This window comes from Pseudomonas cucumis (assembly GCF_030687935.1).
Lineage (GTDB): Bacteria > Pseudomonadota > Gammaproteobacteria > Pseudomonadales > Pseudomonadaceae > Aquipseudomonas > Aquipseudomonas cucumis.
In genome coordinates this window covers 5,140,748-5,160,166 of sequence record NZ_CP117454.1, presented here as the reverse complement: position 1 = coordinate 5,160,166, position 19,419 = coordinate 5,140,748, and the positions used below count along the sequence as shown (strand labels likewise).

Below are 19,419 nucleotides of genomic sequence, written 5' to 3'. Positions count from 1 at the left end.
TTAAAAAAGCGTCATTAAATGAGCCCACGCTCAATCAGGCCCTGATGGGCCGACAATGGGTCTTCGGCCAGGGACAAGTCAGCAATGGCAGTGGTTCTTGCGGATAACTCGGCATGGTGAATGCACACCGTGGGTCCGGCAATTATTTTTGGGCAGCTGACGCCATTCAAAAGTTTCGTCAGCTGCGAAAGATTCATGGCTTTGCTGGAATACAGCAGTACGCCGCGGGCTTGCAGGTGATCGACCGCCAGCGCAAGTTCGCCAGCGGGGAGTGGCCAGTCGAAGACTTCCACCGGGCAATCGACACTGCTGATCAGCCAGGCGGTGAGCCATAGATAAGGCTCCATCGGCAGGTCCGAGTGATTGATCAGCAACAGCGGCGCGGTGCGCAACTGACGGTTGTTATGGTAGATCCTCGCGCCGAATTTGCTGCGTAACCAGGAATAAACAAACACCCGCTCCATCTGTGCACCGAACTGGCCTTGCCAGCGTTGTTCCAGTTCCGCCAGCAACGGCATCAACAATTGTTCACACAAGGTGCGTGGCGGATAGAGCGCCATCGCTTGATTCACTGTGTCATCGAGGGTGCGTTCGGCCAACTGAGTGACTGCTTGCAGCAAGATCTGGCGCAGCACCAGCCAATCGTTCCCGACGGGCTCGGTAAGCCCCTGAGGCGTGTCGAGCAGTTGTTTCACCTGGCTGACAGCCACGCCGCGATTGAGCCAGGTAAGGATCGTCAGAATCCGTTGCACGTGTTCGGCACAGAACAGCCGATGCCCCTTGGGCGTACGCTGAGGCACGATCAGCCCATAGCGGCGTTCCCAGGCGCGCAAGGTGACGGCGTTGACCCCGGTCTGCCGGGCCACCTCACGAATGGGCAGCCAGCCAGCGTCCAGGGCCTTCTTGAAGTCGGTGCCGAGGTCTTCGCTGGCGCTGGTGTCCGGAGGGTTTTTCATTAAATCGCGTTTCGCAGGCTGAGGTTTTCCGGATGCGGTTGCAGGTAAACCTGTTGCGCAATGTACGGATCCGGGTGTTGGCGAAAGTAGTGTTTGAGCAGCGTCAGCGGCACCACCAGCGGCACGATGCCTTGGCGATATTGGCCGATGACGTGCTGCACTTCCTGTTTGTCTTCAGGGCCGATGACTTTTTTGAGATAGCCGCTGAGGTGCTGCAGCACGTTGGTATGGGTGCGGCGTGTGGCGCATTTTTTCAGGGCCGCCATCAGCTCGCTGAAATAGCGCGGGCCGAGCTCTTCGAGATCGAACTGGCCCATGTTGCCCAGCAAATTGCCCAAGGTTTTGTACTGCACCGGGTTATGGGCCATCAGCAGGTATTTGTAGCGCGAGTGGAAGTCAGTGAGAGCGTGCCGGGTCAGGCCTGTTTGCAGCAACTGCTTCCAGGCGCTGTAGGCGAACACGCGGGTGAGGAAGTTTTCCCTCAGCACCGGGTCATTGAGGCGGCCATCTTCTTCCACCGGTAGATCAGGATGCAGCGCACAGAAGGCTTGGGCATAGATTCCACGGCCACCGCCGTCCATTGTTGCGCCGTTGGCCTGGTAGACCTTGACCCGTTCCAGCCCGCACGAAGGGGATTTCTGCATGAAGATATAGCCGCAGATGTCGTCCAGCTCTGCCGCCATTTTCCGGGCGTACTCGGCCAGCGGCCGGGTGGCGTTGATCTGCGGGTTGATTGTGCCGACAGCCTCCGGATGTTCTGGGTTGCCGACCAGACGGATTGGTTCGCGAGGGATGCCCAAGCCAATGGCGACTTCCGGGCACACCGTAACGAAATCGAAATAATCAGTGAGGGTCAGGCTGCACAGCCGCGATGCCTTGTGCCCGCCGTTGTAACGCACTTCGGCTCCCATCAGGCAGGCGCTGATGGCGATTTTGGGTTTCATGGCTGTGTGGGGCATCGGCGCACCTCGAATCCAGATCTGTACAGCATGACTTCATCATAGATTCAAAGGTGTACAAGTCAATTTTTTTGTATAGGTTTTTTGCGCGGCTGCTGCCAAGGCGACAGCAGCGGGTTGGACTTGAATCAATTCACTGCAGATGTTCGTGCAGCCGGCGGGCTGCTTCCTGACCGCTGAGCCACGCGCCCTCGACACGGCCCGAAAGGCACCAGTCGCCGCACACATACAAGCCCAGATCGGCATCGGCCAAGGCACCCCATTCATGACTGCTGGCCGGCCGGGCATACAGCCAGCGGTGAGCGAGACTGAAGGTTGGAGCAGGCATGGCGTCGTGCAGCAGTTCGGCAAAGGCACCGTGCAGTTGCTCGATCACCGCTTCCTTGGGCAGGTCGATATGCTGGCGGCTCCAGGTACTGGTGGCGTGCAGCACCCAGGTGTCGAGGGTAGTGTCGCGTCCCGGTTTGCTACGGTTGCGCGCCAGCCAGTCGAGAGGGCTGTCCTGCACGAAGCAGCCTTCGATAGGCGTTTCCAGTGGTGTGTCGAACGCCAGCGCGACGGCCCAGGTGGGTTCCATTTTTACCCCGGCAGCGGCCCCGGCGAGTTTCGGCGCGGTCGCCAGCAGCGCGGTCGCCTGAGGGGCGGGCGTGGCAATGACGACATGGCTGAACGGACCATGGGTGAAGCCTTCGGCGTCTTGCAGGTGCCAGTGTTCTTCACCGCGATAGACCTCGGTGATGCGGCAAGCGAAATGCACTTCCAGATCCCCAAGCAGGCCGCGCGTGATCGCGCTCATGCGTGGTGTGCCGACCCAGCGTGTCTGTTCATCCGGCGAAGGCCTGAGCTGGCCGCCGTGAAAGGTATAGAGCTGCGGCGTCCATACGGCGACCCAGCCGTTGGCTTGCCAGCGTTGGACTTCGGTGACGAAGCGACGGTCGCGGGCAGTGAAATATTGCGCGCCCATGTCCAGAGCACCCGCATCGCTGCGCTTGCTCGACATGCGTCCGCCACTGCCGCGGCTTTTATCGAAAAGTTGAACGACATGCCCGGCCTCCGTAAGGGCCTGGGCGGCTGAGAGTCCGGCGATGCCGGTGCCGATGATTGCGATAGGTACAGTCATAGGGGCCTCGTTTACCTTTCTGTACAGACTACGCCGTGGTTCAAACCTGTACAATATTGTTTTTTGGTATAACTTTTAGCGTTCTCGTTCTGACAGCTTGGCCTATTGTTAAGCACAGAGACTGCCCGATACCAAAGATCCCTGCTTATAAAAATAGACTAGTGATCCGGGTAAAACGCCACGCGAGGAAGATGTCATGCACATATTGCTGACCGGCGGTACTGGTTTGATAGGACGTCAGCTCTGCCAGCACTGGTTGAGCCAGGGACATCGCCTGACGGTCTGGAGTCGCACGCCTGCAAAAGTCGCCAAAGTCTGTGGCACTCAGGTACGTGGAATCGCACGGCTTGAGGACCTGGGTCAAGAGCCGGTGGATGCCATTATCAATCTCGCGGGGGCACCAATTGCCGATCGGCTCTGGACTCATAAGCGCAAAGCCTTGTTGTGGAGCAGTCGGATCACCTTGACCGAAACCTTGCTGGCCTGGCTCGAAAGCCGCGAGCAGAAACCGCAGGTATTGATTTCCGGCTCCGCGATTGGTTGGTACGGCGATGGTGGTGAGCGAGAGTTGACTGAAGAATCGCCACCGGTCATCGATGATTTCGCCAGCCAGTTGTGCGTCGCCTGGGAGGAAACCGCGCAGCGCGCCGAAGCCTTGGGCATTCGCGTGATCCTCATTCGTACCGGGTTGGTGCTGTCCGCCGAGGGCGGCTTTTTGTCGCGGCTGTTGTTGCCGTTCAAACTGGGGCTGGGCGGGCCTCTAGGCAGTGGTCGGCAGTGGATGTCGTGGATTCATATCAAGGATCAAATCACCCTGATTGATTTTCTTCTGCACCGCAATGAGGCCAGCGGTCCATATAATGCCTGCGCGCCCAAGCCGGTGCGCAATCGCGAATTCGCCCAAACGTTGGGTAGCGTGTTGCATCGTCCGGCGTTCATGCCGATGCCAACCCTCGTGTTGAAGGTGGGCCTGGGCGAGTTGTCATTGTTGCTGCTGGGTGGCCAGAAGGCCATGCCGGCTCGCTTGCTGGAAGCGGGCTTCACTTTCCAGTTCACCGATTTGCGCGCGGCGTTGGACGATCTGTCCCGCCGCCTCTGAAATAGGACGTTGCATGACCGATCACGCGTTGCTTCTGGTCAACCTGGGTTCACCCGCTTCCACCTCGGTGGCGGATGTGCGCAGCTACCTCAATCAATTTCTGATGGACCCGTATGTGATCGACCTGCCGTGGCCGGTGCGGCGTTTGCTGGTGTCGTTGATTCTGATCAAGCGCCCGGAGCAATCGGCCCACGCTTATGCGTCGATCTGGTGGGCGGACGGCTCGCCACTGGTGGTGCTCAGCCGTCGTCTGCAACGGGCCATGACCGCGCAGTGGACCCACGGGCCGGTGGAACTGGCGATGCGCTACGGCGAGCCATCCATTGAGTCGACGCTGGTTCGTCTGGCGGCTCAGGGTCACAAAAAAGTCACTCTGGCGCCGCTCTATCCGCAGTTCGCCGACAGCACCGTGACCACGGTGATCGAAGAAGCCAAGCGAGTGGTGCGGGAGAAGAAACTCGACGTGCAGTTCTCGATTCTCCAGCCGTTCTACGATCAGCCAGAATACCTCGATGCCCTGGTGGCCAGCGCTACGCCATATTTGCAGCAGGATTACGATCACCTACTGCTGAGCTTTCATGGTTTGCCGGAGCGGCACCTGACCAAGATCGACCCCACCGGTCACCATTGCTTTAAAAGCGAAAATTGCTGTCAGAACGCTTCACCGGAAGTATTAGCCACTTGCTACCGCGCTCAGTGCCTGCGCACTGCGTCAGAGTTTGCCAAGCGCATGGGCCTGCCGGATGGCAAGTGGTCGGTGTCATTCCAGTCGCGTCTGGGGCGTGCCAAGTGGATTGAACCCTACACCGAAGCGCGCCTCGATGAGTTGGCCAAAAGCGGTGTGAAGAAAGTCCTGGTGATGTGCCCGGCATTCGTCGCCGATTGCATCGAAACCCTGGAAGAGATCGGCGATCGTGGGAAGGAGCAGTTCCGCGAAGCGGGAGGGGAGGAGTTGGTGCTGGTGCCGTGCCTCAACGATGATCCGCAATGGGCCGAGGCGTTGAACGCATTATGTGAACGAGCACCGTTGGCGCTATAAAAGCATCGCGGGCAAGCCCGCTCCCACAGGTATTGCGCTGACCTTGTGGGAGCGGGCTTGCCCGCGATGGCGTTCTTGAGACCTGCTTAGATCAGCGGCTCTTCCGCCTGCTTGTGCTTCCAGCTGTCATGGCCCGGCAGCAACAGGTTCAGCGCAATCGCCACCACCGCGCACAGCGCGATGCCTTTGAGGCCGAAATCATCCGGGCCGGTACCGGTGCCGACCAGCACACCGCCAATCCCGAACACCAGCGTCACCGAGACAATCACCAGATTGCGTGCTTCGCCCAAGTCGATCTTGTGGCGAATCATTGTGTTCATCCCCACTGCTGCAATCGAACCGAACAACAGGCACAGAATCCCGCCCATTACCGGTACCGGGATGCTTTGCAGCAGGGCACCGAACTTGCCGATGAACGCCAGGCTGATCGCGAAGATCGCCGCCCAGGTCATGATCTTCGGGTTGTAGTTTTTGGTCAGCATCACCGCGCCAGTCACTTCGGCGTAGGTGGTGTTGGGTGGGCCGCCAAACAGGCCGGCCGCGGTGGTGGCAATGCCATCGCCGAGCAGGGTGCGGTGCAGGCCGGGCTTTTTCAGGTAATCGCGACCGGTCACGCTACCGACCGCGATTACGCCGCCGATATGCTCGATGGCCGGGGCCAGGGCTACCGGAACAATGAACAGAATCGCCTGCCAGTTGAATTCCGGCGCCGTGAACTGTGGAATCGCGAACCACGGTGCGGCAGCAATTTTCGCGGTATCGACCACCCCGAAATAGAACGCCATCGCGAAACCCACCAGCACACCGGAGATGATCGGCACCAGGCGGAAAATGCCTTTGCCGAACACTGCGACGATCAGGGTGGTCAGCAGCGCCGGCATCGAGATCAACATCGCCGTCTGGTAAGGAATCAGTTCAGTGCCGTCGCCGGCCTTGCCCATCGCCATGTTGGCGGCGATCGGCGCCATGGCCAGGCCGATGGAGATGATCACCGGGCCAATCACCACCGGTGGCAACAGGCGGTCGATGAACCCGGTGCCTTTGATCTTCACGGCAAGACCGAGGAAGGTGTAGACGAAACCGGCCGCCATCACACCACCCATGGTCGCCGCCAGGCCAAACTGGCCCTTGGCGAGAATGATCGGTGTGATGAAGGCAAAGCTCGAAGCGAGGAACACCGGCACCTGACGCCCGGTGACGATCTGGAACAGAATCGTCCCCAGGCCTGCGGTGAACAGCGCCACGTTAGGGTCGAGGCCGGTAATCAATGGCATCAACACCAGCGCGCCAAAGGCCACGAACAGCATCTGCGCACCCGACAACACTGTGCGCCAGAGCGGATCGTTGAACTCTTGCTGCATGCTCAAGCGTCCTTCTGCTTGGTGCCGAAGATCTTGTCACCGGCATCGCCCAAGCCTGGGATGATGTAACCGTGTTCGTTCAGTTTCTGGTCAATGGAAGCGGTGTAGATGGTCACGTCCGGGTGAGCCTTTTCCACGGCGGCGATGCCTTCAGGGGCGGCCACCAAAACCATCGCGCGGATGTCTTTGCAGCCAGCCTTTTTCAGCAAGTCGATGGTGGCGACCATCGAGCCGCCGGTAGCGAGCATCGGGTCGATGATCATCGCCAGGCGCTCGTCGATTTCCGGCACCAGTTTTTCCAGGTAGGTGTGGGCTTCGAGGGTTTCCTCGTTGCGGGCCACGCCCACGGCGCTGACTTTGGCGCCCGGGATCAGGCTCAGCACGCCTTCGAGCATGCCGATACCGGCACGCAGGATCGGCACCACGGTAATCTTCTTGCCGGCGATTTTCTCGACTGACACCGTGCCGCACCAGCCTTCGATGTCGTAGCTTTCCAGCGGCAGGTCTTTGGTGGCTTCATAGGTCAGCAGGGCACCGACTTCCTGAGCGAGCTCACGGAAATTCTTCGTGCTAATGTCGGCGCGGCGCATAAGGCCAAGTTTATGACGGATCAGCGGATGGCGGATCTCGAGGATGGGCATGGGAAAGGCTCCGGCGGCGGGCAAAAAAACCGGCCTAGATTAATCTATCCGAGGGTGTTGTCCTATAGACATACAGAACGTTAGTCCACAAACGCTTGATCTGGCCTCGCTTGATGCGTACCTTTGCCCGCTTTTCCGAATCCGTCCCTCCCTTTACCATCCCCCTGGAGAGCGCCATGTCCGCTGATCTCGAGCATATCCGTCAAATCATGCGAGAGGCTGACTGCCTGTACACCGAAGCTGAAGTCGAGGCGGCCATCGCCCGCGTCGGTGCACAAATCAACGATCAGCTGGCTGAACGTAACCCGGTGGTGTTCTGCGTGATGAACGGCGGGCTGATTTTCTCCGGCAAACTGCTGACCCATCTGAACTTCCCGCTGGAAGCGTCCTACCTGCACGCCACCCGCTATCGCAACGAAACCAGCGGCGGCGACCTGTTCTGGAAAGCCAAGCCGGAGGTCTCGTTCATCGACCGTGATGTGCTGATCATCGACGACATCCTCGATGAAGGTCACACCCTGGGCGCGATCATCGATTTCTGCAAACACGCTGGCGCCCGCGCCGTGCACACCGCCGTGCTGATCGACAAGGACCACGACCGCAAGGCTCGCCCGGACCTGAAGGCCGATTTCGTCGGCCTGCCGTGCATCGACCGTTACATCTTCGGTTACGGCATGGATTACAAAGGCTACTGGCGTAACGCTAACGGGATTTTTGCCGTTAAAGGCATGTAAACAGGGTGACTGTCCGGGGGCTATATGCCGCCAGGCACGTTGAGCCTCACATCAGGATGCATGCGCAGTTTGCTTGAACTGCGCATTCAGTCCTGTCCGGCGAGCCAGCGTTCGCTTTTTCGTCGAGCCTGTTCCAGGTTATTCACATAGGCCAACTTGCGCTGTTCCCGATGGATGCCCGCGCGCCTGAGTTTCAGGCGGACCCGTGGAGCGGTTCCGACCAGAATCAGGCCGATGCCGTCGGTGCGGTAATCCCTGAGAATATTGTCGAAGGCCGCCAGCGCCGTCATGTCCAGCATGGGGACGGCACTCATCTCGACGATCACCACTTTGACCTCCGGGCTGAATTTGCGCAGCACGCCCAGGGCTTTTTCCGCCGCGCCGAAAAACAGCGGCCCGCGTATCGCATAGCAACGAACATGCGCCGGCATATTCTGTAAGGCTTGATGGAACTCGCGAGGCAGTTCGGCGGTGTCCGTGAGGTCGCTCATGCGTTTGATGAACAGACCGGCGGCCAGCAGCAGGCCGACGGCGACGGCCAGCACCATGTCGAACAGCACCGTCAGGCTCAGGCAGGTCAGCAAGACCAGCACATCGCTGCGCGGTGCAATGCGCAAGGTGTGCACGACGTGCCGGGCCTCGCTCATGTTCCACGCCACCATTACCAGCAATGCCGCCAGCGCCGCCATCGGCAAGTAGCTGAACAGGGGCGCGAGGGCGAGTATCGCCAGCAACACCACCGCACTGTGGATAATCGCCGCCAATGGCGAAAACGCCCCACTGCGCACGTTGGTGGCGCTGCGGGCGATCGCCGCGGTGGCGGTAATACCGCCGAACAGTGGGGCGACCAGGTTACCGATGCCCTGACCCAGGAGTTCGGCATTGGGGTCGTGCTTGCTGCCCGTCATGCCATCGGCTACCACCGCGCACAACAACGATTCGATGGCGCCGAGCATGGCAATGGCGAACGCTGGCGCCATTAATTGGCGGATCAGGTCGTAAGACAAATGCAGCGGTTGACCATTGGATGCCGGCAGATTCCACGGCCAGTCGAAGCTCGGCAGAAACGGCGGAATGCCGGGGTGACTGACGCCGTCGACGATATAGCTGAAGCGTTCGCCCAGCGTCGCAATCGGTAACCCGCCGCCTTCCAGCGCCAGCCCCAGCAACGCGCCGATGGCCAGCGCCACCAGATGCCCCGGAATTCGCGGCACGAAGCGCGGCCAGACGATCAGAACCGCCAGGCACATAACGCCGATGATCCCGTCCCCCAGACGGGCGCTGGGTAATGCCTGGAGCAGCGCACCTAATTGCTCGATGTAATGTTCGGCATGCCCGGTGGTACTCAGGCCCAGCAAATCCTTCAATTGGAGGGTGGCGATGACAATGCCGATCCCGGCGGTAAAACCCAGGGTCACTGGATAAGGGATGTACTGAATCAGCCGCCCGGCCCGAATCAGCCCCAAGGCAATCAGGATTGCCCCGGCAAGCATGGTGCAAAGCAGCAGGCCGCCCAGACCGTATTGCTGGGTGATCGGCAGCAGTATCACCACGAACGCGGCTGTCGGCCCGCTGACATTGAAGCGCGAGCCTCCCGTCAGAGCGATCAGCGGGGCGGCGATCAGCACCGTATACAAACCTTGCTGGGGCGCTACCCCCACCGCAATCGCCAGGGCCATGGCCAGAGGGATGGCGATAATCCCTACCGTCACCCCGGCGCTGATATCTCCGCGCAAACGTCTGAGGCTATAACCTGCGCGCCAGGTCTGACGCCAGGCGGCGAACAACGGGGGCATGGAGAATGACATGGGTACTCCACAATAGACGGCGCACTGTCGAAATAGGGCTGAAAGCTCTTTCAGTATGCCCAGCCTTGTCTTCCAGAGTATTGACCTGGATCGGTGATTCGCCCGGTCGATCCTCATGCTAGAGTGCTCGACCCCGCCCCCGGAGCCCGTCATGAGCCTTTTGACCCGCAGTTGCGCCGTCCTGTTGCTGACCCTCAGCCTGCCCCTGGCCGCCGCCCCGTCGCCGATGCACTCACAGTTTTTGCCCCCGGACGACCTGACCCTGCGTGACGTCGAACCAGAGCAGCAGCAACTGTTGCAGGTCACCGACTATTCCGTGGTAATCGGCAGCCAGCGCCAGTCCAACCAACAGCCGATTCCTGTCACCTCGCCATTGCTGATCCGTCTCAAGGGCAAATCCTTGAACAAGGGCGCGACCATCAGCCAGGTGCTGGTCAACTTCGATGGCGAAAGCAAAAGCCTGAAAAAGCCGATCTACGACGAAAAAAGCAAAACCCTGACACTTTATTACCCGTTGGCTCAGTACCGGGTGGTGATCGACTTGTTGCGCAACGACACGGTGTATTGCCAGTTTCTGAGCTACGCCAACGGCCATATCTGGGCCGATTTGCACACCGGCAGCGTTCGTCCGCGTTGAGCCTGGCGCCTGCGCAGGGGTAAACTGCCCGCCCCGTGAAATGTCAGCGAGCTGGAGTCGGCAATGCGTAAAGATAAGAAGCAAGTGATTGGTGACGAGATCGGCGATGCGCAGATCAAACTGTTCCTCGATTTTGAGCCGGTCGACGCCACTTCACCGTCGCTGCACAAACTGATCAAGGCGTACCGCGGCCTGCGCATCGATGACTTCGAGCGTTTTCTGACGTTCTTTGTCGAAGCCGGCTACGATCTGGACGGCAAGGACGAGCACGGCAATGACTTCGTTGCCCTGATTCAGGATCAGCGCAACGCCGCCGAGTACATCGAGCTGATCAACAAGGCTCGCGGTTAAGATCAAAAGATCTTTTTCCAAGGCTGGCGAAGATCAATAAAAAACGCCCCGCCCTCAATGAGGACGGGGCGTTTTTTTAGGCCACCGAATCAAGCGTAGCTTTCGGTCTCGTTACTGGCTTCAACCAGTTCCAGCGCGACGTTGTTGTGCGCATTGATCTTGCGGTACAGCGCAGCGTCGGTTTCCAGAACCTTTTCCCGAGCCGGGAAAATTTCCGCCAGTTTGGCAGCCCATTCACCGGACGCTTTGTTCGGGAAGCATTTTTCGATCAGCTCAAGCATGATCGAAACGGTCACCGATGCGCCTGGCGAAGCGCCGAGCAGGGCAGCAAGGGAACCGTCCTTGGCCGCGACCAGTTCGGTACCGAACTGCAGAACGCCGCCTTTCTTCGGGTCTTTCTTGATGATTTGCACCCGTTGGCCGGCCACTTCCAGGCGCCAGTCTTCGGCTTTCGCCTGTGGATAAAAGCGACGCAGGGATTCCAGGCGCTGCTCCATCGACTGCATCACTTCGCTGACCAGGTACTTGGTCAGGTCCATGTTGTTTTTGGCCACGGCCAGCATCGGGCCGATGTTGCCGGCGCGGACCGACATCGGCAGGTCCATGAACGAGCCGTGCTTGAGGAACTTGGTGGTGAAACCGGCGTAAGGTCCGAACAGCAGGGACTTCTTGCCATCGACCACCCGGGTGTCCAGGTGCGGCACGGACATCGGTGGCGAACCTACCGCAGCCTGGCTGTAGACCTTGGCCTGGTGGTGCTTGACCACTTCCGGATTGTCGCAACGCAGCCATTGGCCGCTGATCGGGAAGCCGCCAAAGCCTTTGCTTTCTTCGATGCCCGAAGCTTGCAGCAATGGCAATGCCGCACCGCCGGCGCCGAGGAAGACGAACTTGGCGTCGACTTCACGGGTATTGCCGCTGTTGACGTCCTTGATGCTGACAGTCCAGCCACCGTTGTTACGCTTCAGGCCAGTCACACGCTTGCAGTACTTGACCTGGGCATCGGGTGCGCTGGTCAGGTGCTGGAGCAACTGATTGGTCAGGGCGCCGAAGTTGACGTCGGTGCCGTTCATCACGCGGGTAGCGGCGAGGACTTCGTCAGCCGGGCGGCCCGGCATCATCAACGGCATCCACTCGGCCATTTTGGCCTTGTCTTCGGTGTATTCCATGTCGGCGAAGGCGTGGTGCTTGCTCAGCGTCTTGAAGCGCTCCTTGAGGAAGGAGACGCCGTCCTCGCCCTGCACGAAACTCAGGTGCGGCACCGGGCTGATGAACGACTTGCACGAGCCGAATGTGCCTTTCTTGGTCAGGTAGGACCAGAACTGCTTCGACACCTCGAACTGGGTGTTGATGTGCACGGCTTTCTTGATGTCGACGGTGCCGTCGGCGGCCTGTGGCGTGTAGTTCAGCTCACACAGCCCGGCGTGACCGGTACCGGCGTTGTTCCACGGATTGGAACTCTCCGCGGCACCGGAATCCATCAGCTCGACGACTTCCAGCTTGATTGCGGGGTCGAGCTCTTTGAGCAGTACAGCAAGGGTAGCACTCATGATGCCGGCCCCAACCAGTACTACGTCGACTGCTTCGTTATGCGCCATTTAACGCGTCTCCAAAATCTGCAGCACCAAATTGTCGGCATGGCTGCCAGGCGTTCCGGGGCGTGTCAGTGATGCCCCAGGTACCCATGGCCAGGATCGCCATGTCCGAATCTTCGCAATTTTTCGCAACTTCGACGGATGCATGCGGCCTGGCTTCAAGAGTCACATGAACTCATTTCGGCACGCGGCTGGCAATTCGACTTATGGTCGAGACATCCGTTTGTGCAACCAAATCCGTAGCGGACAGGCTTCAGGCTCCGGTGTTCGAGGAGTACTCGGTCCTGTGTCGTTGGGCTGTTGTAGACGCTAATGGTGCATGTTCAGACGCAAAACTATTCATTTGCTCGCCACACTCTTGTGAAGTTGTGAAAACCCGTTTTTTTCACGCTCTTTTGAAGACGTGAACCTCAAAAAAGGGCTGTCCCAGCCTGGCACCGTGCCCGGATGGATTGCCGCCATGAGGTACATGACAAGCAAAACGGGCAAACAGCTCAGTGACCGAGCGTAATGACAGCTCTGCAGATTCGCGAAAAGTGGTGTTTTGCTTGAGGAACAGCAAGCGCGCCAGCTTCACTCGATCTGTGTGGGCGGCTCTCTGTGGGCGGTGCGGGGGTGTCAATACCGAGGCATTGACGATGCTGCGAGGCCCGATCAGGAGACGTCCTTATAATCGGGGGGAGATTGTAACGAAGAAACGCAGGGAAATGGTCGTGTTTAATGACTTTTATTAGGCGTCCGGTCAGGTGCTCAATAGTTGTTGCGCCCGCGCACGTGGCTGGCGCTGGCTGACACGGGCGCTGGCGGGCAGGGGATGGTGCAGCCAGTTGAGTCGGATTTCTTCGATTTCGACCCAGCCATCGCCCATGGGCTGCAGGCTGCACTGTTTGAACGCCTGGCAGCGACCATTGCGGTCGAGCAGGGCAAAGCAGCGATGCAGCGGGCGTGGCGCGAACAGCGAGATGAGAAAACGCATGGCAAAAGTACCTTGTGGGGTGACTGAGATGAAGGATGCCAGTGAGCGATGACGTGCATGTGTATGGGCGGTGACAGATGTGTGACAGGAACCGCGCTCTGCCGGGTTTGTCAGAGATTTCAGTAATCGTTGTGCGAAGCTAGTTCGCCGCAGTGGCGCACCGCTATACTGCGGGCCTGTTTGTGCCTGATTCTGGAGAGAAGAGCATGTTGCAACGCCTGTTGTTCGGTTTGATCACTGTGACCAGTTTGACCCTTGTCGGCTGCGCCCACAGCCCGCAACAACTGAACCCGGAACCCAAGCTGACAGCTCAGCTGGCGCCGGTCGGCCGTGGTCAGCCGGTGGTGGTGCGTGTGGTGGACGGTCGTCCGTCGCCAACCCTGGGGACCCGTGGTGGTCTGTATCCGGAGACCAGTGCGATCACCGTGCAGGGCGCGCAGATTCTGCCGAAGCTGCAGGCTCAGGCTGAGGCGGCCGTACGCTTGCTGGGCTTTACCCCGACGGCCAATGCGCTGAATGCACCGCAATTGACGGTGACCTTGGCCGAGCTGAAGTATCAGTCGCCCAAAGAAGGCCTGTATGTGACTGAGGCAACGATTGGGGCGACGTTCCGTTCGGATGTGCAGAATGCCAACCGTCGTTACAGCGGTCGCTACGGTGCATCGCTGGATCAGCGTTTTGGCATGGCGCCGAATCAGGAAACCAACACCAAGCTGGTCAGTGATGTGTTGAGTGATGCGTTGACCCGCTTGTTCAAGGACCCGACGATTGGTCAGGTGCTTGCCGAGTAACGGTTTGCGGTTTGTTTAAGGAACCCGGTGTCAGTGATGACACCGGGTTTTTTGTGCCCGCAGATTCATTGTGGGAGCGACGCTCAAGCCGCCTGCGAATAAAAATCCAGAACACTCACCCCCGTCAGCAAATCCGCTTCCGGCAAATCCGCATGTTGATGCCCACCCAGCGCGCAATACACCAGCCAATGCCGGTCCTGAACGTTGAAGGCGAGGCTGCCGACTAAGGTTTGTTGTTCGTCGCTTTGGGCAATGAGGTAGAGGCGGTCCTGGTTTTCGGCGTGGAGCATGACGGAGTCCGTGTCGGTTTCGAGGGGCGACAGACTGGCGGATTCAGATGACGGCGCCGTGACACAGGACAGTAATCGGCTAAATGGTTTCGTTATTTGTCGGAAAGCCGGGGCAGGCCGAAGCGCTTTCGGTAGAATCCGCGCCACGGTCGTCGGTTGGCGTCTGCCACACTGGTTTTGCCTGAGGTTTGTGATGTCGCTGCAATTGATTTCGCTTCTTACTGCTCATCCCGCCAAATTGATCAATCTGCTGGCCTTGCTGTTCGCCTGCCCGGGCGGCTGGTTGCTGCACGCCACCCGTCGTCGCGAACAGCGCGCCCTGGCCAGTATCGAGGCGCAGCGCCAAAGTCGTCCCAGTGAAGAGCCAACGCTGGATTGGGCGACCCTGCGCATGAACCGGTTTTTCTACCGCTTCGGTTTCGCCTGCCTCGGGATGGCGTTGCTGGTGTCGTGGATCAGCACACGCGTCTGAAGTTCTAACACCAGACCCTGTGGTGAGGGAGCAAGCTCCCTCGCCACAGGTACAGTGCCTGACTGATCTACCGCATCAAGACAAACAAAAACGGCGCCCGAAGGCGCCGTTGTCGTATTCAGCCGAAATCGCTTAAAGCGGCAACCCGGCCTTGACCCGATACTGATTGCGCACCGGTGTCGCATATTGCAGCACCAGGAACGGACGATGCTCCTCAGGGCAGGCATCCAGCCGGCGCTGCCATTCTTCCTGCGCCTTGGCCAGTTCGTCAGCTGCAAACACCTCGGCCGCTTTCGGCACCTGCAGTTGCGGGTCGGCGTCTTTCCACTGCGCATACGCCAGGTAATGCGCCGGGAACAACCGGTAACCGCTGAGAATCTGCTTGTCCATTTCGATCGCCAATTGCTTGGTGTCTTCGAACAGCTCGGTGATCGGCGCGGCGAAGTTCACGTGGACCCGGCCTTTGTAACCGGTGATGCCTTTGGCGATGCTCACGTCATCCTCACCCGGTGCCTTGGTGTAGCTGCCGGTGGTGGCGCGGATGTACAGCTCGCGGGCTTTGGCCTGGTCGCACGGGTCGTATTCGTAGCTGATCGACACCGGGGTGAGGTTCAGCGAACGGATGACTTCGCCAAACGGCTCGTCCTTGCGGCTCATGTGGAACATCTTGAGGATCGCCGACTCGGTGCGGTCGTCGCCGTCCTTGGCCCGGCCTTCAGCCTGGGCGATCCAGATCGAGGCGCAGTCGTTGCGAATCGAGTGGTTGATGTACGCCGACAACAGCTGATACGCCGCCATTTTTTCACGGCGACCGGTGATCGAACGGTGCACGATGAAGCTCTTGTTCAGACGCATCAGATCGCTGACAAAAGGTTTTTGCAGCAGGTTGTCGCCAATGGCAATGCGTGGGGTCGGCAGGCCGGCGTGGTACACGGCGTAGTTGACGAAGGCCGGGTCCATCACGATGTCGCGGTGGTTGGCGATGAACAGGTAGGCGCTGCCGGACTTGAATTGCTCCACGCCGGTGTAGGTCACCCCGTCCGTGGCACGCTCGATGGTGTGGTCGACGTAAAACTCGACTTTGTCCTGCAAGGTGGCCACCGACGTGATGCCGGCGAACTCACGGCGCAGCCGATGCGCTATAAGAGGTTTGAGCGCCCAGCCTAAAGCACCGGCAAAACGCGGGAAGCGGAAGTGGGTGAGGATATCTAGAAACGCCTTGTCGCCGAGCAGCCGTGCCAGCACCGCTGGGACTTCGCTGTCGTCGTAAGGTCGGATGGCATCGAATTCGCCCATCATGCTCTCTTGTTAGAAACGGCTAGGGTAAGTAAAGGTTTTGATCGAAAACCAACGGGGCACGGTCTGAAAAGGTAGCCAGACGAAAATAGCCCTGCAAATAGACCGGCGATTATACGCACAAGTCACCTGGGAGACCGCGATGCTGGAAACCGAGCGCTATGAATGTCCGTATTGCGGTGAAGAGGTCGAGGCTGTTCTGGACTTGTCCGGCGGCGATCAGACCTATATCGAAGATTGTCCTGTGTGTTGTCGGCCGATTACGTTTGTGTTGCAGGTTCATGGAGAGGAATGGCATCTCGAAGTCCGCAGCGAAAATGAATGAGAGGGCGGCCCATGCAGCGCATCTACGAACCGGAAAACCTGATGGAAGGCGAATTGTTGCTGAGCATGCTGGCCAGTGAAGGCATCGAGGCGCATCTGGTGGGCCGGGATTTGATCGGCGGTACCGGGGAATTGCCGATATTCGGCCTGCTGGGTGTATCGGTCGATAACGACCAGGCGCAATACGCCCGGGAGCTGATCGCCGCGTACAATGCCGCGCTGCCACTGTCCGGCGATGAACCGGACAGTTTTCCCGGCACGTTGGTCTGTTAGGCTGACGTTCGTTTGATCAAGAGTCGTATTGCCCCATGTGTGGACGTTATGCCCTGTTTCGCTGGAACCCCGCTTTCGCGGCCCTGCCCGGATTCCCCGCCGATCAGCAGGCCCAGTGGAATATCTCCCCCAACGATTCGGTGTTGATGCTGCGTGCCGGCGCAGACGGGCAACGTGAGTTGGCCCGCGCCCGCTGGGGCCTGACGCCGCCGTGGCTGACCGACCTGTCCCGCACCCCGGCCCATGCCCGTGCCGAAACCGTTGCCGAACAGCCGATGTTCCGCGAAGCCTTGCGTCTGCGTCGTTGCCTGCTGCCGGCCAATGGTTTCTATGAGTGGCGCGGCACCACCCGCAAACGTCCGTACTGGCTGACCCCGGGGGAGGGGGCGGCGCTGTTCTTCGCGGCAATCTGGGAGGCGTATCCGGTGCAGGAGCAGGTGTGGCTGAGCACGGCGGTGATCACCCAGCCTGCTTCGAGTCAGCGTCGGCCGTTGATTCTCGATGCGGCGGGGCAGGAAGCCTGGCTTAACCCCGAAACGCCGTTGCATGCCTTGCAGGCGTTGCTGGCCAGTGAGCCCGCGGCGTTGCGTGAGCGGGTGCTGGCGAACCTGGTGAATGATCCGAAGCTTAATGGGCCGGAGTGTTTGACGCCGGGTTGAGCGCGTAATGATCGTTCCCACGCTCCGCGTGGGAATGAATCCCGTGACGCTCTGCGTCACAGTGGACGCGGAGCGTCCATGGCTGCATTACCACGCAGAGCGTGGGGAACGATCATAAAACTCAAACCTTGAACTGATTGATCAACCGCCGCTGCTGTTCCGCCAACTTGGTCAAATCCGCACTGGCCGCGCTCGATTCATCCGCTCCACCGGCCACTTCATTGGCCACTTGACCGATGTTGATCACGTTACGGTTGATGTCGTCCGCCACCGCGCTCTGTTCCTCGGCGGCGCTGGCGATCTGGGTGTTCATGTCGTTGATCACCGACACCGCCTGCGTAATGGTCTCCAGCGCTTCGGCCGCTTTCGCCGCGTGTTGCACGCTTTCGTCGGTGCGGTTCTGGCTGTCTTCCATGACCCGCACCACATCGCGGGTGCCTTGCTGCAGTTGCTGGATCATGGTCTGGATTTCTTCCGTGGCCTTCTGGGTTTTCTGCGCCAGGTTGCGCACTTCATCGGCCACCACTGCAAACCCACGACCCTGCTCACCGGCACGGGCGGCTTCGATGGCGGCATTCAAGGCCAATAGATTGGTCTGCTCGGCGATGCCGCGAATGGCCGTCAGGATCGCGTTGATGTTTTCGCTGTCCTTGGCCAGGGTCTGCACCACGCCGACGGCTTTGCCGATTTCTACCGCCAAAACGCCAATTGAATTCGACGTATCCCGGACGATTTGCATGCCTTGCGCCGCTGCCTGATCAGCATGGCTGGCGGCTTGCGCGGCCTGGGTCGCATTGCGCGCGACATCCTGGGCGGTGGCGGTCATTTCATGCACGGCGGTCGCGACCTGATCGATCTCGGCCATTTGTTTATGCACGCCGATGTTGGTGCGAATGGCGATGTCGGCGGTGTGTTCCGACGAATCGCTGACGCTCTGCACCGATGTCACCACTTGCGTAATCATCGCCTGCAACTTGGCGAGGAAGGTGTTGAAGCCTTTGGCGATCGAGCCCAATTCGTCGGCGCGGTCGCTGGTCAATCGACGGGTCAAATCGCCTTCGCCTTGAGCGATGTCATCGAGCATCGCGACCATTTGCTTCAGTGGCCGGGCAATTCCGTGGCCTACCAGCCAGATCACCAACAAACCGATACCGGCGATCAATAGGCCGACCATGGCCATGCCAAAGGTGTCGGATTTGCGCTGTGCGTCCAGATCACCCTGAAGTTTTTGCAGATCAGCCATTACCGCGTTCAGCGGCAGTTGCAGCATCAAGGTCCAGCGGGCGTCGGTCTGGCCGATGCCGAAGGGCAGGTACAACTCGATCCGGCCCTGGGCCTTGTCGACGGTGTAAGTCACTTCGCCGCGCTTGAGATTGGCCATGTTGGCAATCTGCTTGCTGTCGAGGATGTCGCTGACCTTTTCGCCGAATTTGCTCGGGTCTTTGGTGTAGGCGACGATCCGGCCATTACCACCGATCAGGGCCATTTCACCGGCGCCGCTGTACAGTTTCTGATTCGCCCCCAGGAGCATTTCCTGGATGAAGTTCACCGACAGGTCGGCGCCGACGATGCCCTGGAACGCGCCATTGAGCATGATCGGTTCAATGAAAGAGGCGAGCATGACGATCTTGTCTCCGACCTTGTAGGGCGCCGGATCGATCACGCAGGATTTTTTGGTTTCTTTGGAGCACAGGTAGTACTCGCTGGCGCGCACGCCGGTGGACAGGGTTTTCTGGTCGTCGACGTCCACCAGTTTGTCCAGGCCCAGGCTGCCGTCTTCGTTGCGGAACCACCACGGCAGGAAGCGCCCGTTGCTGGCGTCGATGCCGACTACTTGAGTGTCGACGTAGGCCGCATCGTTGTGGTCGAGTGCGTTTTTTTCCCAACCAATGTAGGTGCCGAGAATTTTCGGGTTCCGGGCGACGTTTTCCTTGATCAGGCTGATCAATTGCTCACGGCTCAGGCTCAGTTGCGGCTGGCCGTCGGCGCCTGGTGTGCCGATCAGCGCATTGACCCGCACCAGACCGCCGGCAATCAG

Annotated in this window: 21 protein-coding genes and 1 pseudogene; 10 read left to right on the top strand and 12 right to left on the bottom strand. The window is 59.5% G+C overall.

Annotated elements, in window-relative coordinates; genetic code table 11:
• Positions 1–14: 14 nt before the first annotated feature.
• The 3 genes from PSH97_RS23360 to PSH97_RS23350 all read right to left on the bottom strand — a co-directional run bounded on the left by PSH97_RS23360 (position 15) and on the right by PSH97_RS23350 (position 3,035).
• On the bottom strand, positions 15–956 hold the full coding sequence (locus PSH97_RS23360; RefSeq protein ID WP_305446874.1) for a MerR family transcriptional regulator: 942 nt from the start codon (positions 954–956) through the stop codon (positions 15–17).
• Positions 956–1,915, bottom strand: a complete 960-nt coding sequence (locus tag PSH97_RS23355; RefSeq protein WP_305446873.1) for a DUF523 and DUF1722 domain-containing protein — start codon at positions 1,913–1,915, stop codon at positions 956–958. The genes PSH97_RS23360 and PSH97_RS23355 overlap by 1 nt, the downstream gene beginning before the upstream one ends.
• A 133-nt stretch (positions 1,916–2,048) precedes the next feature.
• Complete coding sequence (locus PSH97_RS23350; RefSeq protein ID WP_305446872.1) at positions 2,049–3,035, bottom strand: NAD(P)/FAD-dependent oxidoreductase; 987 nt, start codon at positions 3,033–3,035, stop codon at positions 2,049–2,051.
• Positions 3,036–3,231: 196 nt separating this feature from the next.
• On the opposite strand from PSH97_RS23350, the gene PSH97_RS23345 reads away from it, so the two are divergent.
• Positions 3,232–4,134, top strand: a complete 903-nt coding sequence (locus PSH97_RS23345) for a TIGR01777 family oxidoreductase (RefSeq protein ID WP_305446871.1) — start codon at positions 3,232–3,234, stop codon at positions 4,132–4,134.
• 13 nt (positions 4,135–4,147) lie between these two features.
• A complete protein-coding gene (hemH, locus tag PSH97_RS23340) occupies positions 4,148–5,173 on the top strand; it encodes a ferrochelatase (protein WP_305446870.1) in 1,026 nt (341 codons plus the stop codon).
• A gap of 86 nt (positions 5,174–5,259) precedes the next feature.
• On the opposite strand, the gene PSH97_RS23335 is transcribed toward hemH, so the two are convergent.
• Positions 5,260–6,534 carry a uracil-xanthine permease family protein gene (locus PSH97_RS23335; RefSeq protein ID WP_038981590.1) on the bottom strand — a complete coding sequence of 425 codons (1,275 nt, stop codon included), beginning with the start codon at positions 6,532–6,534 and terminating at the stop codon, positions 5,260–5,262.
• Between the two features lie 2 nt (positions 6,535–6,536).
• Positions 6,537–7,175: a uracil phosphoribosyltransferase gene (gene upp, locus PSH97_RS23330; protein WP_223488058.1), complete on the bottom strand. Its 639-nt coding sequence runs from the start codon at positions 7,173–7,175 to the stop codon at positions 6,537–6,539.
• A gap of 176 nt (positions 7,176–7,351) precedes the next feature.
• Here upp and PSH97_RS23325 point away from each other — a divergent pair, with 176 nt between their 5' ends.
• Positions 7,352–7,909 carry a hypoxanthine-guanine phosphoribosyltransferase gene (locus PSH97_RS23325; protein ID WP_052965782.1) on the top strand — a complete coding sequence of 186 codons (558 nt, stop codon included), beginning with the start codon at positions 7,352–7,354 and terminating at the stop codon, positions 7,907–7,909.
• An 86-nt stretch (positions 7,910–7,995) separates the two neighbouring features.
• Here PSH97_RS23325 and dauA read toward each other — a convergent pair whose 3' ends face one another.
• Positions 7,996–9,717, bottom strand: coding sequence for a C4-dicarboxylic acid transporter DauA (gene dauA, locus PSH97_RS23320; protein WP_305446868.1), 1,722 nt, complete (start codon positions 9,715–9,717; stop codon positions 7,996–7,998).
• 151 nt (positions 9,718–9,868) lie between these two features.
• Between dauA and PSH97_RS23315 the strand changes: the two genes are divergently transcribed.
• Both PSH97_RS23315 and PSH97_RS23310 read left to right on the top strand, forming a co-directional pair.
• Complete coding sequence (locus tag PSH97_RS23315) at positions 9,869–10,354, top strand: hypothetical protein (RefSeq protein WP_305446867.1); 486 nt, start codon at positions 9,869–9,871, stop codon at positions 10,352–10,354.
• 63 nt (positions 10,355–10,417) lie between these two features.
• Positions 10,418–10,705 (top strand): PA4642 family protein, encoded by a 288-nt coding sequence (locus PSH97_RS23310; protein ID WP_305446866.1) that lies wholly within the window; start codon positions 10,418–10,420, stop codon positions 10,703–10,705.
• A gap of 89 nt (positions 10,706–10,794) precedes the next feature.
• On the opposite strand, the gene mqo is transcribed toward PSH97_RS23310, so the two are convergent.
• Entirely contained in the window at positions 10,795–12,303 is a 1,509-nt protein-coding gene (gene mqo, locus PSH97_RS23305) for a malate dehydrogenase (quinone) (protein ID WP_305446865.1), read from the bottom strand.
• 739 nt (positions 12,304–13,042) lie between these two features.
• Positions 13,043–13,276 carry a hypothetical protein gene (locus tag PSH97_RS23300; protein ID WP_305446864.1) on the bottom strand — a complete coding sequence of 78 codons (234 nt, stop codon included), beginning with the start codon at positions 13,274–13,276 and terminating at the stop codon, positions 13,043–13,045.
• Positions 13,277–13,482: 206 nt separating this feature from the next.
• Between PSH97_RS23300 and PSH97_RS23295 the strand changes: the two genes are divergently transcribed.
• Positions 13,483–14,067, top strand: coding sequence for a YajG family lipoprotein (locus PSH97_RS23295; RefSeq protein WP_007905851.1), 585 nt, complete (start codon positions 13,483–13,485; stop codon positions 14,065–14,067).
• A gap of 83 nt (positions 14,068–14,150) precedes the next feature.
• On the opposite strand, the gene PSH97_RS23290 is transcribed toward PSH97_RS23295, so the two are convergent.
• Positions 14,151–14,357 (bottom strand): hypothetical protein, encoded by a 207-nt coding sequence (locus PSH97_RS23290; protein ID WP_305446863.1) that lies wholly within the window; start codon positions 14,355–14,357, stop codon positions 14,151–14,153.
• Positions 14,358–14,550: 193 nt separating this feature from the next.
• Here PSH97_RS23290 and PSH97_RS23285 point away from each other — a divergent pair, with 193 nt between their 5' ends.
• Positions 14,551–14,829 (top strand): hypothetical protein, encoded by a 279-nt coding sequence (locus tag PSH97_RS23285; RefSeq protein ID WP_305446862.1) that lies wholly within the window; start codon positions 14,551–14,553, stop codon positions 14,827–14,829.
• Positions 14,830–14,961: 132 nt separating this feature from the next.
• Here the strand turns inward: PSH97_RS23285 and PSH97_RS23280 are convergent, their stop codons facing one another.
• Positions 14,962–16,128: a 1-acyl-sn-glycerol-3-phosphate acyltransferase gene (locus tag PSH97_RS23280; RefSeq protein WP_305446861.1), complete on the bottom strand. Its 1,167-nt coding sequence runs from the start codon at positions 16,126–16,128 to the stop codon at positions 14,962–14,964.
• 139 nt (positions 16,129–16,267) lie between these two features.
• On the opposite strand from PSH97_RS23280, the gene PSH97_RS23275 reads away from it, so the two are divergent.
• From PSH97_RS23275 to PSH97_RS23265, 3 genes are read left to right on the top strand one after another with little or no spacing between them, the layout of a single operon-like run.
• Positions 16,268–16,450 (top strand): CPXCG motif-containing cysteine-rich protein, encoded by a 183-nt coding sequence (locus PSH97_RS23275; protein ID WP_305446860.1) that lies wholly within the window; start codon positions 16,268–16,270, stop codon positions 16,448–16,450.
• Between the two features lie 11 nt (positions 16,451–16,461).
• A complete protein-coding gene (locus PSH97_RS23270; RefSeq protein WP_007939795.1) occupies positions 16,462–16,722 on the top strand; it encodes a putative signal transducing protein in 261 nt (86 codons plus the stop codon).
• A gap of 35 nt (positions 16,723–16,757) precedes the next feature.
• Positions 16,758–17,381: an SOS response-associated peptidase gene (locus PSH97_RS23265; protein ID WP_305446859.1), complete on the top strand. Its 624-nt coding sequence runs from the start codon at positions 16,758–16,760 to the stop codon at positions 17,379–17,381.
• A gap of 121 nt (positions 17,382–17,502) precedes the next feature.
• Here the strand turns inward: PSH97_RS23265 and PSH97_RS28650 are convergent, their stop codons facing one another.
• Both PSH97_RS28650 and PSH97_RS28645 read right to left on the bottom strand, forming a co-directional pair.
• Entirely contained in the window at positions 17,503–18,207 is a 705-nt protein-coding gene (locus tag PSH97_RS28650; protein ID WP_407682191.1) for a methyl-accepting chemotaxis protein, read from the bottom strand.
• 198 nt (positions 18,208–18,405) lie between these two features.
• Positions 18,406–18,465: pseudogene (locus tag PSH97_RS28645) on the bottom strand (hypothetical protein); the annotation flags it as partial.
• Positions 18,466–19,419 lie beyond the last annotated feature (954 nt).

Bases quoted from the DNA above. Each gene is read 5' to 3' on its own strand.
- PSH97_RS23360 (WP_305446874.1), bottom strand. From the start codon at position 956: ATGAAAAACCCTCCGGACACCAGCGCCAGCGAAGACCTCGGCACCGAC.
- PSH97_RS23355 (WP_305446873.1), bottom strand. From the start codon at position 1,915: ATGCCCCACACAGCCATGAAACCCAAAATCGCCATCAGCGCCTGCCTG.
- PSH97_RS23350 (WP_305446872.1), bottom strand. From the start codon at position 3,035: ATGACTGTACCTATCGCAATCATCGGCACCGGCATCGCCGGACTCTCA.
- PSH97_RS23345 (WP_305446871.1), top strand. From the start codon at position 3,232: ATGCACATATTGCTGACCGGCGGTACTGGTTTGATAGGACGTCAGCTC.
- hemH (WP_305446870.1), top strand. From the start codon at position 4,148: ATGACCGATCACGCGTTGCTTCTGGTCAACCTGGGTTCACCCGCTTCC.
- PSH97_RS23335 (WP_038981590.1), bottom strand. From the start codon at position 6,534: ATGCAGCAAGAGTTCAACGATCCGCTCTGGCGCACAGTGTTGTCGGGT.
- upp (WP_223488058.1), bottom strand. From the start codon at position 7,175: ATGCCCATCCTCGAGATCCGCCATCCGCTGATCCGTCATAAACTTGGC.
- PSH97_RS23325 (WP_052965782.1), top strand. From the start codon at position 7,352: ATGTCCGCTGATCTCGAGCATATCCGTCAAATCATGCGAGAGGCTGAC.
- dauA (WP_305446868.1), bottom strand. From the start codon at position 9,717: ATGTCATTCTCCATGCCCCCGTTGTTCGCCGCCTGGCGTCAGACCTGG.
- PSH97_RS23315 (WP_305446867.1), top strand. From the start codon at position 9,869: ATGAGCCTTTTGACCCGCAGTTGCGCCGTCCTGTTGCTGACCCTCAGC.
- PSH97_RS23310 (WP_305446866.1), top strand. From the start codon at position 10,418: ATGCGTAAAGATAAGAAGCAAGTGATTGGTGACGAGATCGGCGATGCG.
- mqo (WP_305446865.1), bottom strand. From the start codon at position 12,303: ATGGCGCATAACGAAGCAGTCGACGTAGTACTGGTTGGGGCCGGCATC.
- PSH97_RS23300 (WP_305446864.1), bottom strand. From the start codon at position 13,276: ATGCGTTTTCTCATCTCGCTGTTCGCGCCACGCCCGCTGCATCGCTGC.
- PSH97_RS23295 (WP_007905851.1), top strand. From the start codon at position 13,483: ATGTTGCAACGCCTGTTGTTCGGTTTGATCACTGTGACCAGTTTGACC.
- PSH97_RS23290 (WP_305446863.1), bottom strand. From the start codon at position 14,357: ATGCTCCACGCCGAAAACCAGGACCGCCTCTACCTCATTGCCCAAAGC.
- PSH97_RS23285 (WP_305446862.1), top strand. From the start codon at position 14,551: ATGTCGCTGCAATTGATTTCGCTTCTTACTGCTCATCCCGCCAAATTG.
- PSH97_RS23280 (WP_305446861.1), bottom strand. From the start codon at position 16,128: ATGATGGGCGAATTCGATGCCATCCGACCTTACGACGACAGCGAAGTC.
- PSH97_RS23275 (WP_305446860.1), top strand. From the start codon at position 16,268: ATGCTGGAAACCGAGCGCTATGAATGTCCGTATTGCGGTGAAGAGGTC.
- PSH97_RS23270 (WP_007939795.1), top strand. From the start codon at position 16,462: ATGCAGCGCATCTACGAACCGGAAAACCTGATGGAAGGCGAATTGTTG.
- PSH97_RS23265 (WP_305446859.1), top strand. From the start codon at position 16,758: ATGTGTGGACGTTATGCCCTGTTTCGCTGGAACCCCGCTTTCGCGGCC.
- PSH97_RS28650 (WP_407682191.1), bottom strand. From the start codon at position 18,207: ATGACCGCCACCGCCCAGGATGTCGCGCGCAATGCGACCCAGGCCGCG.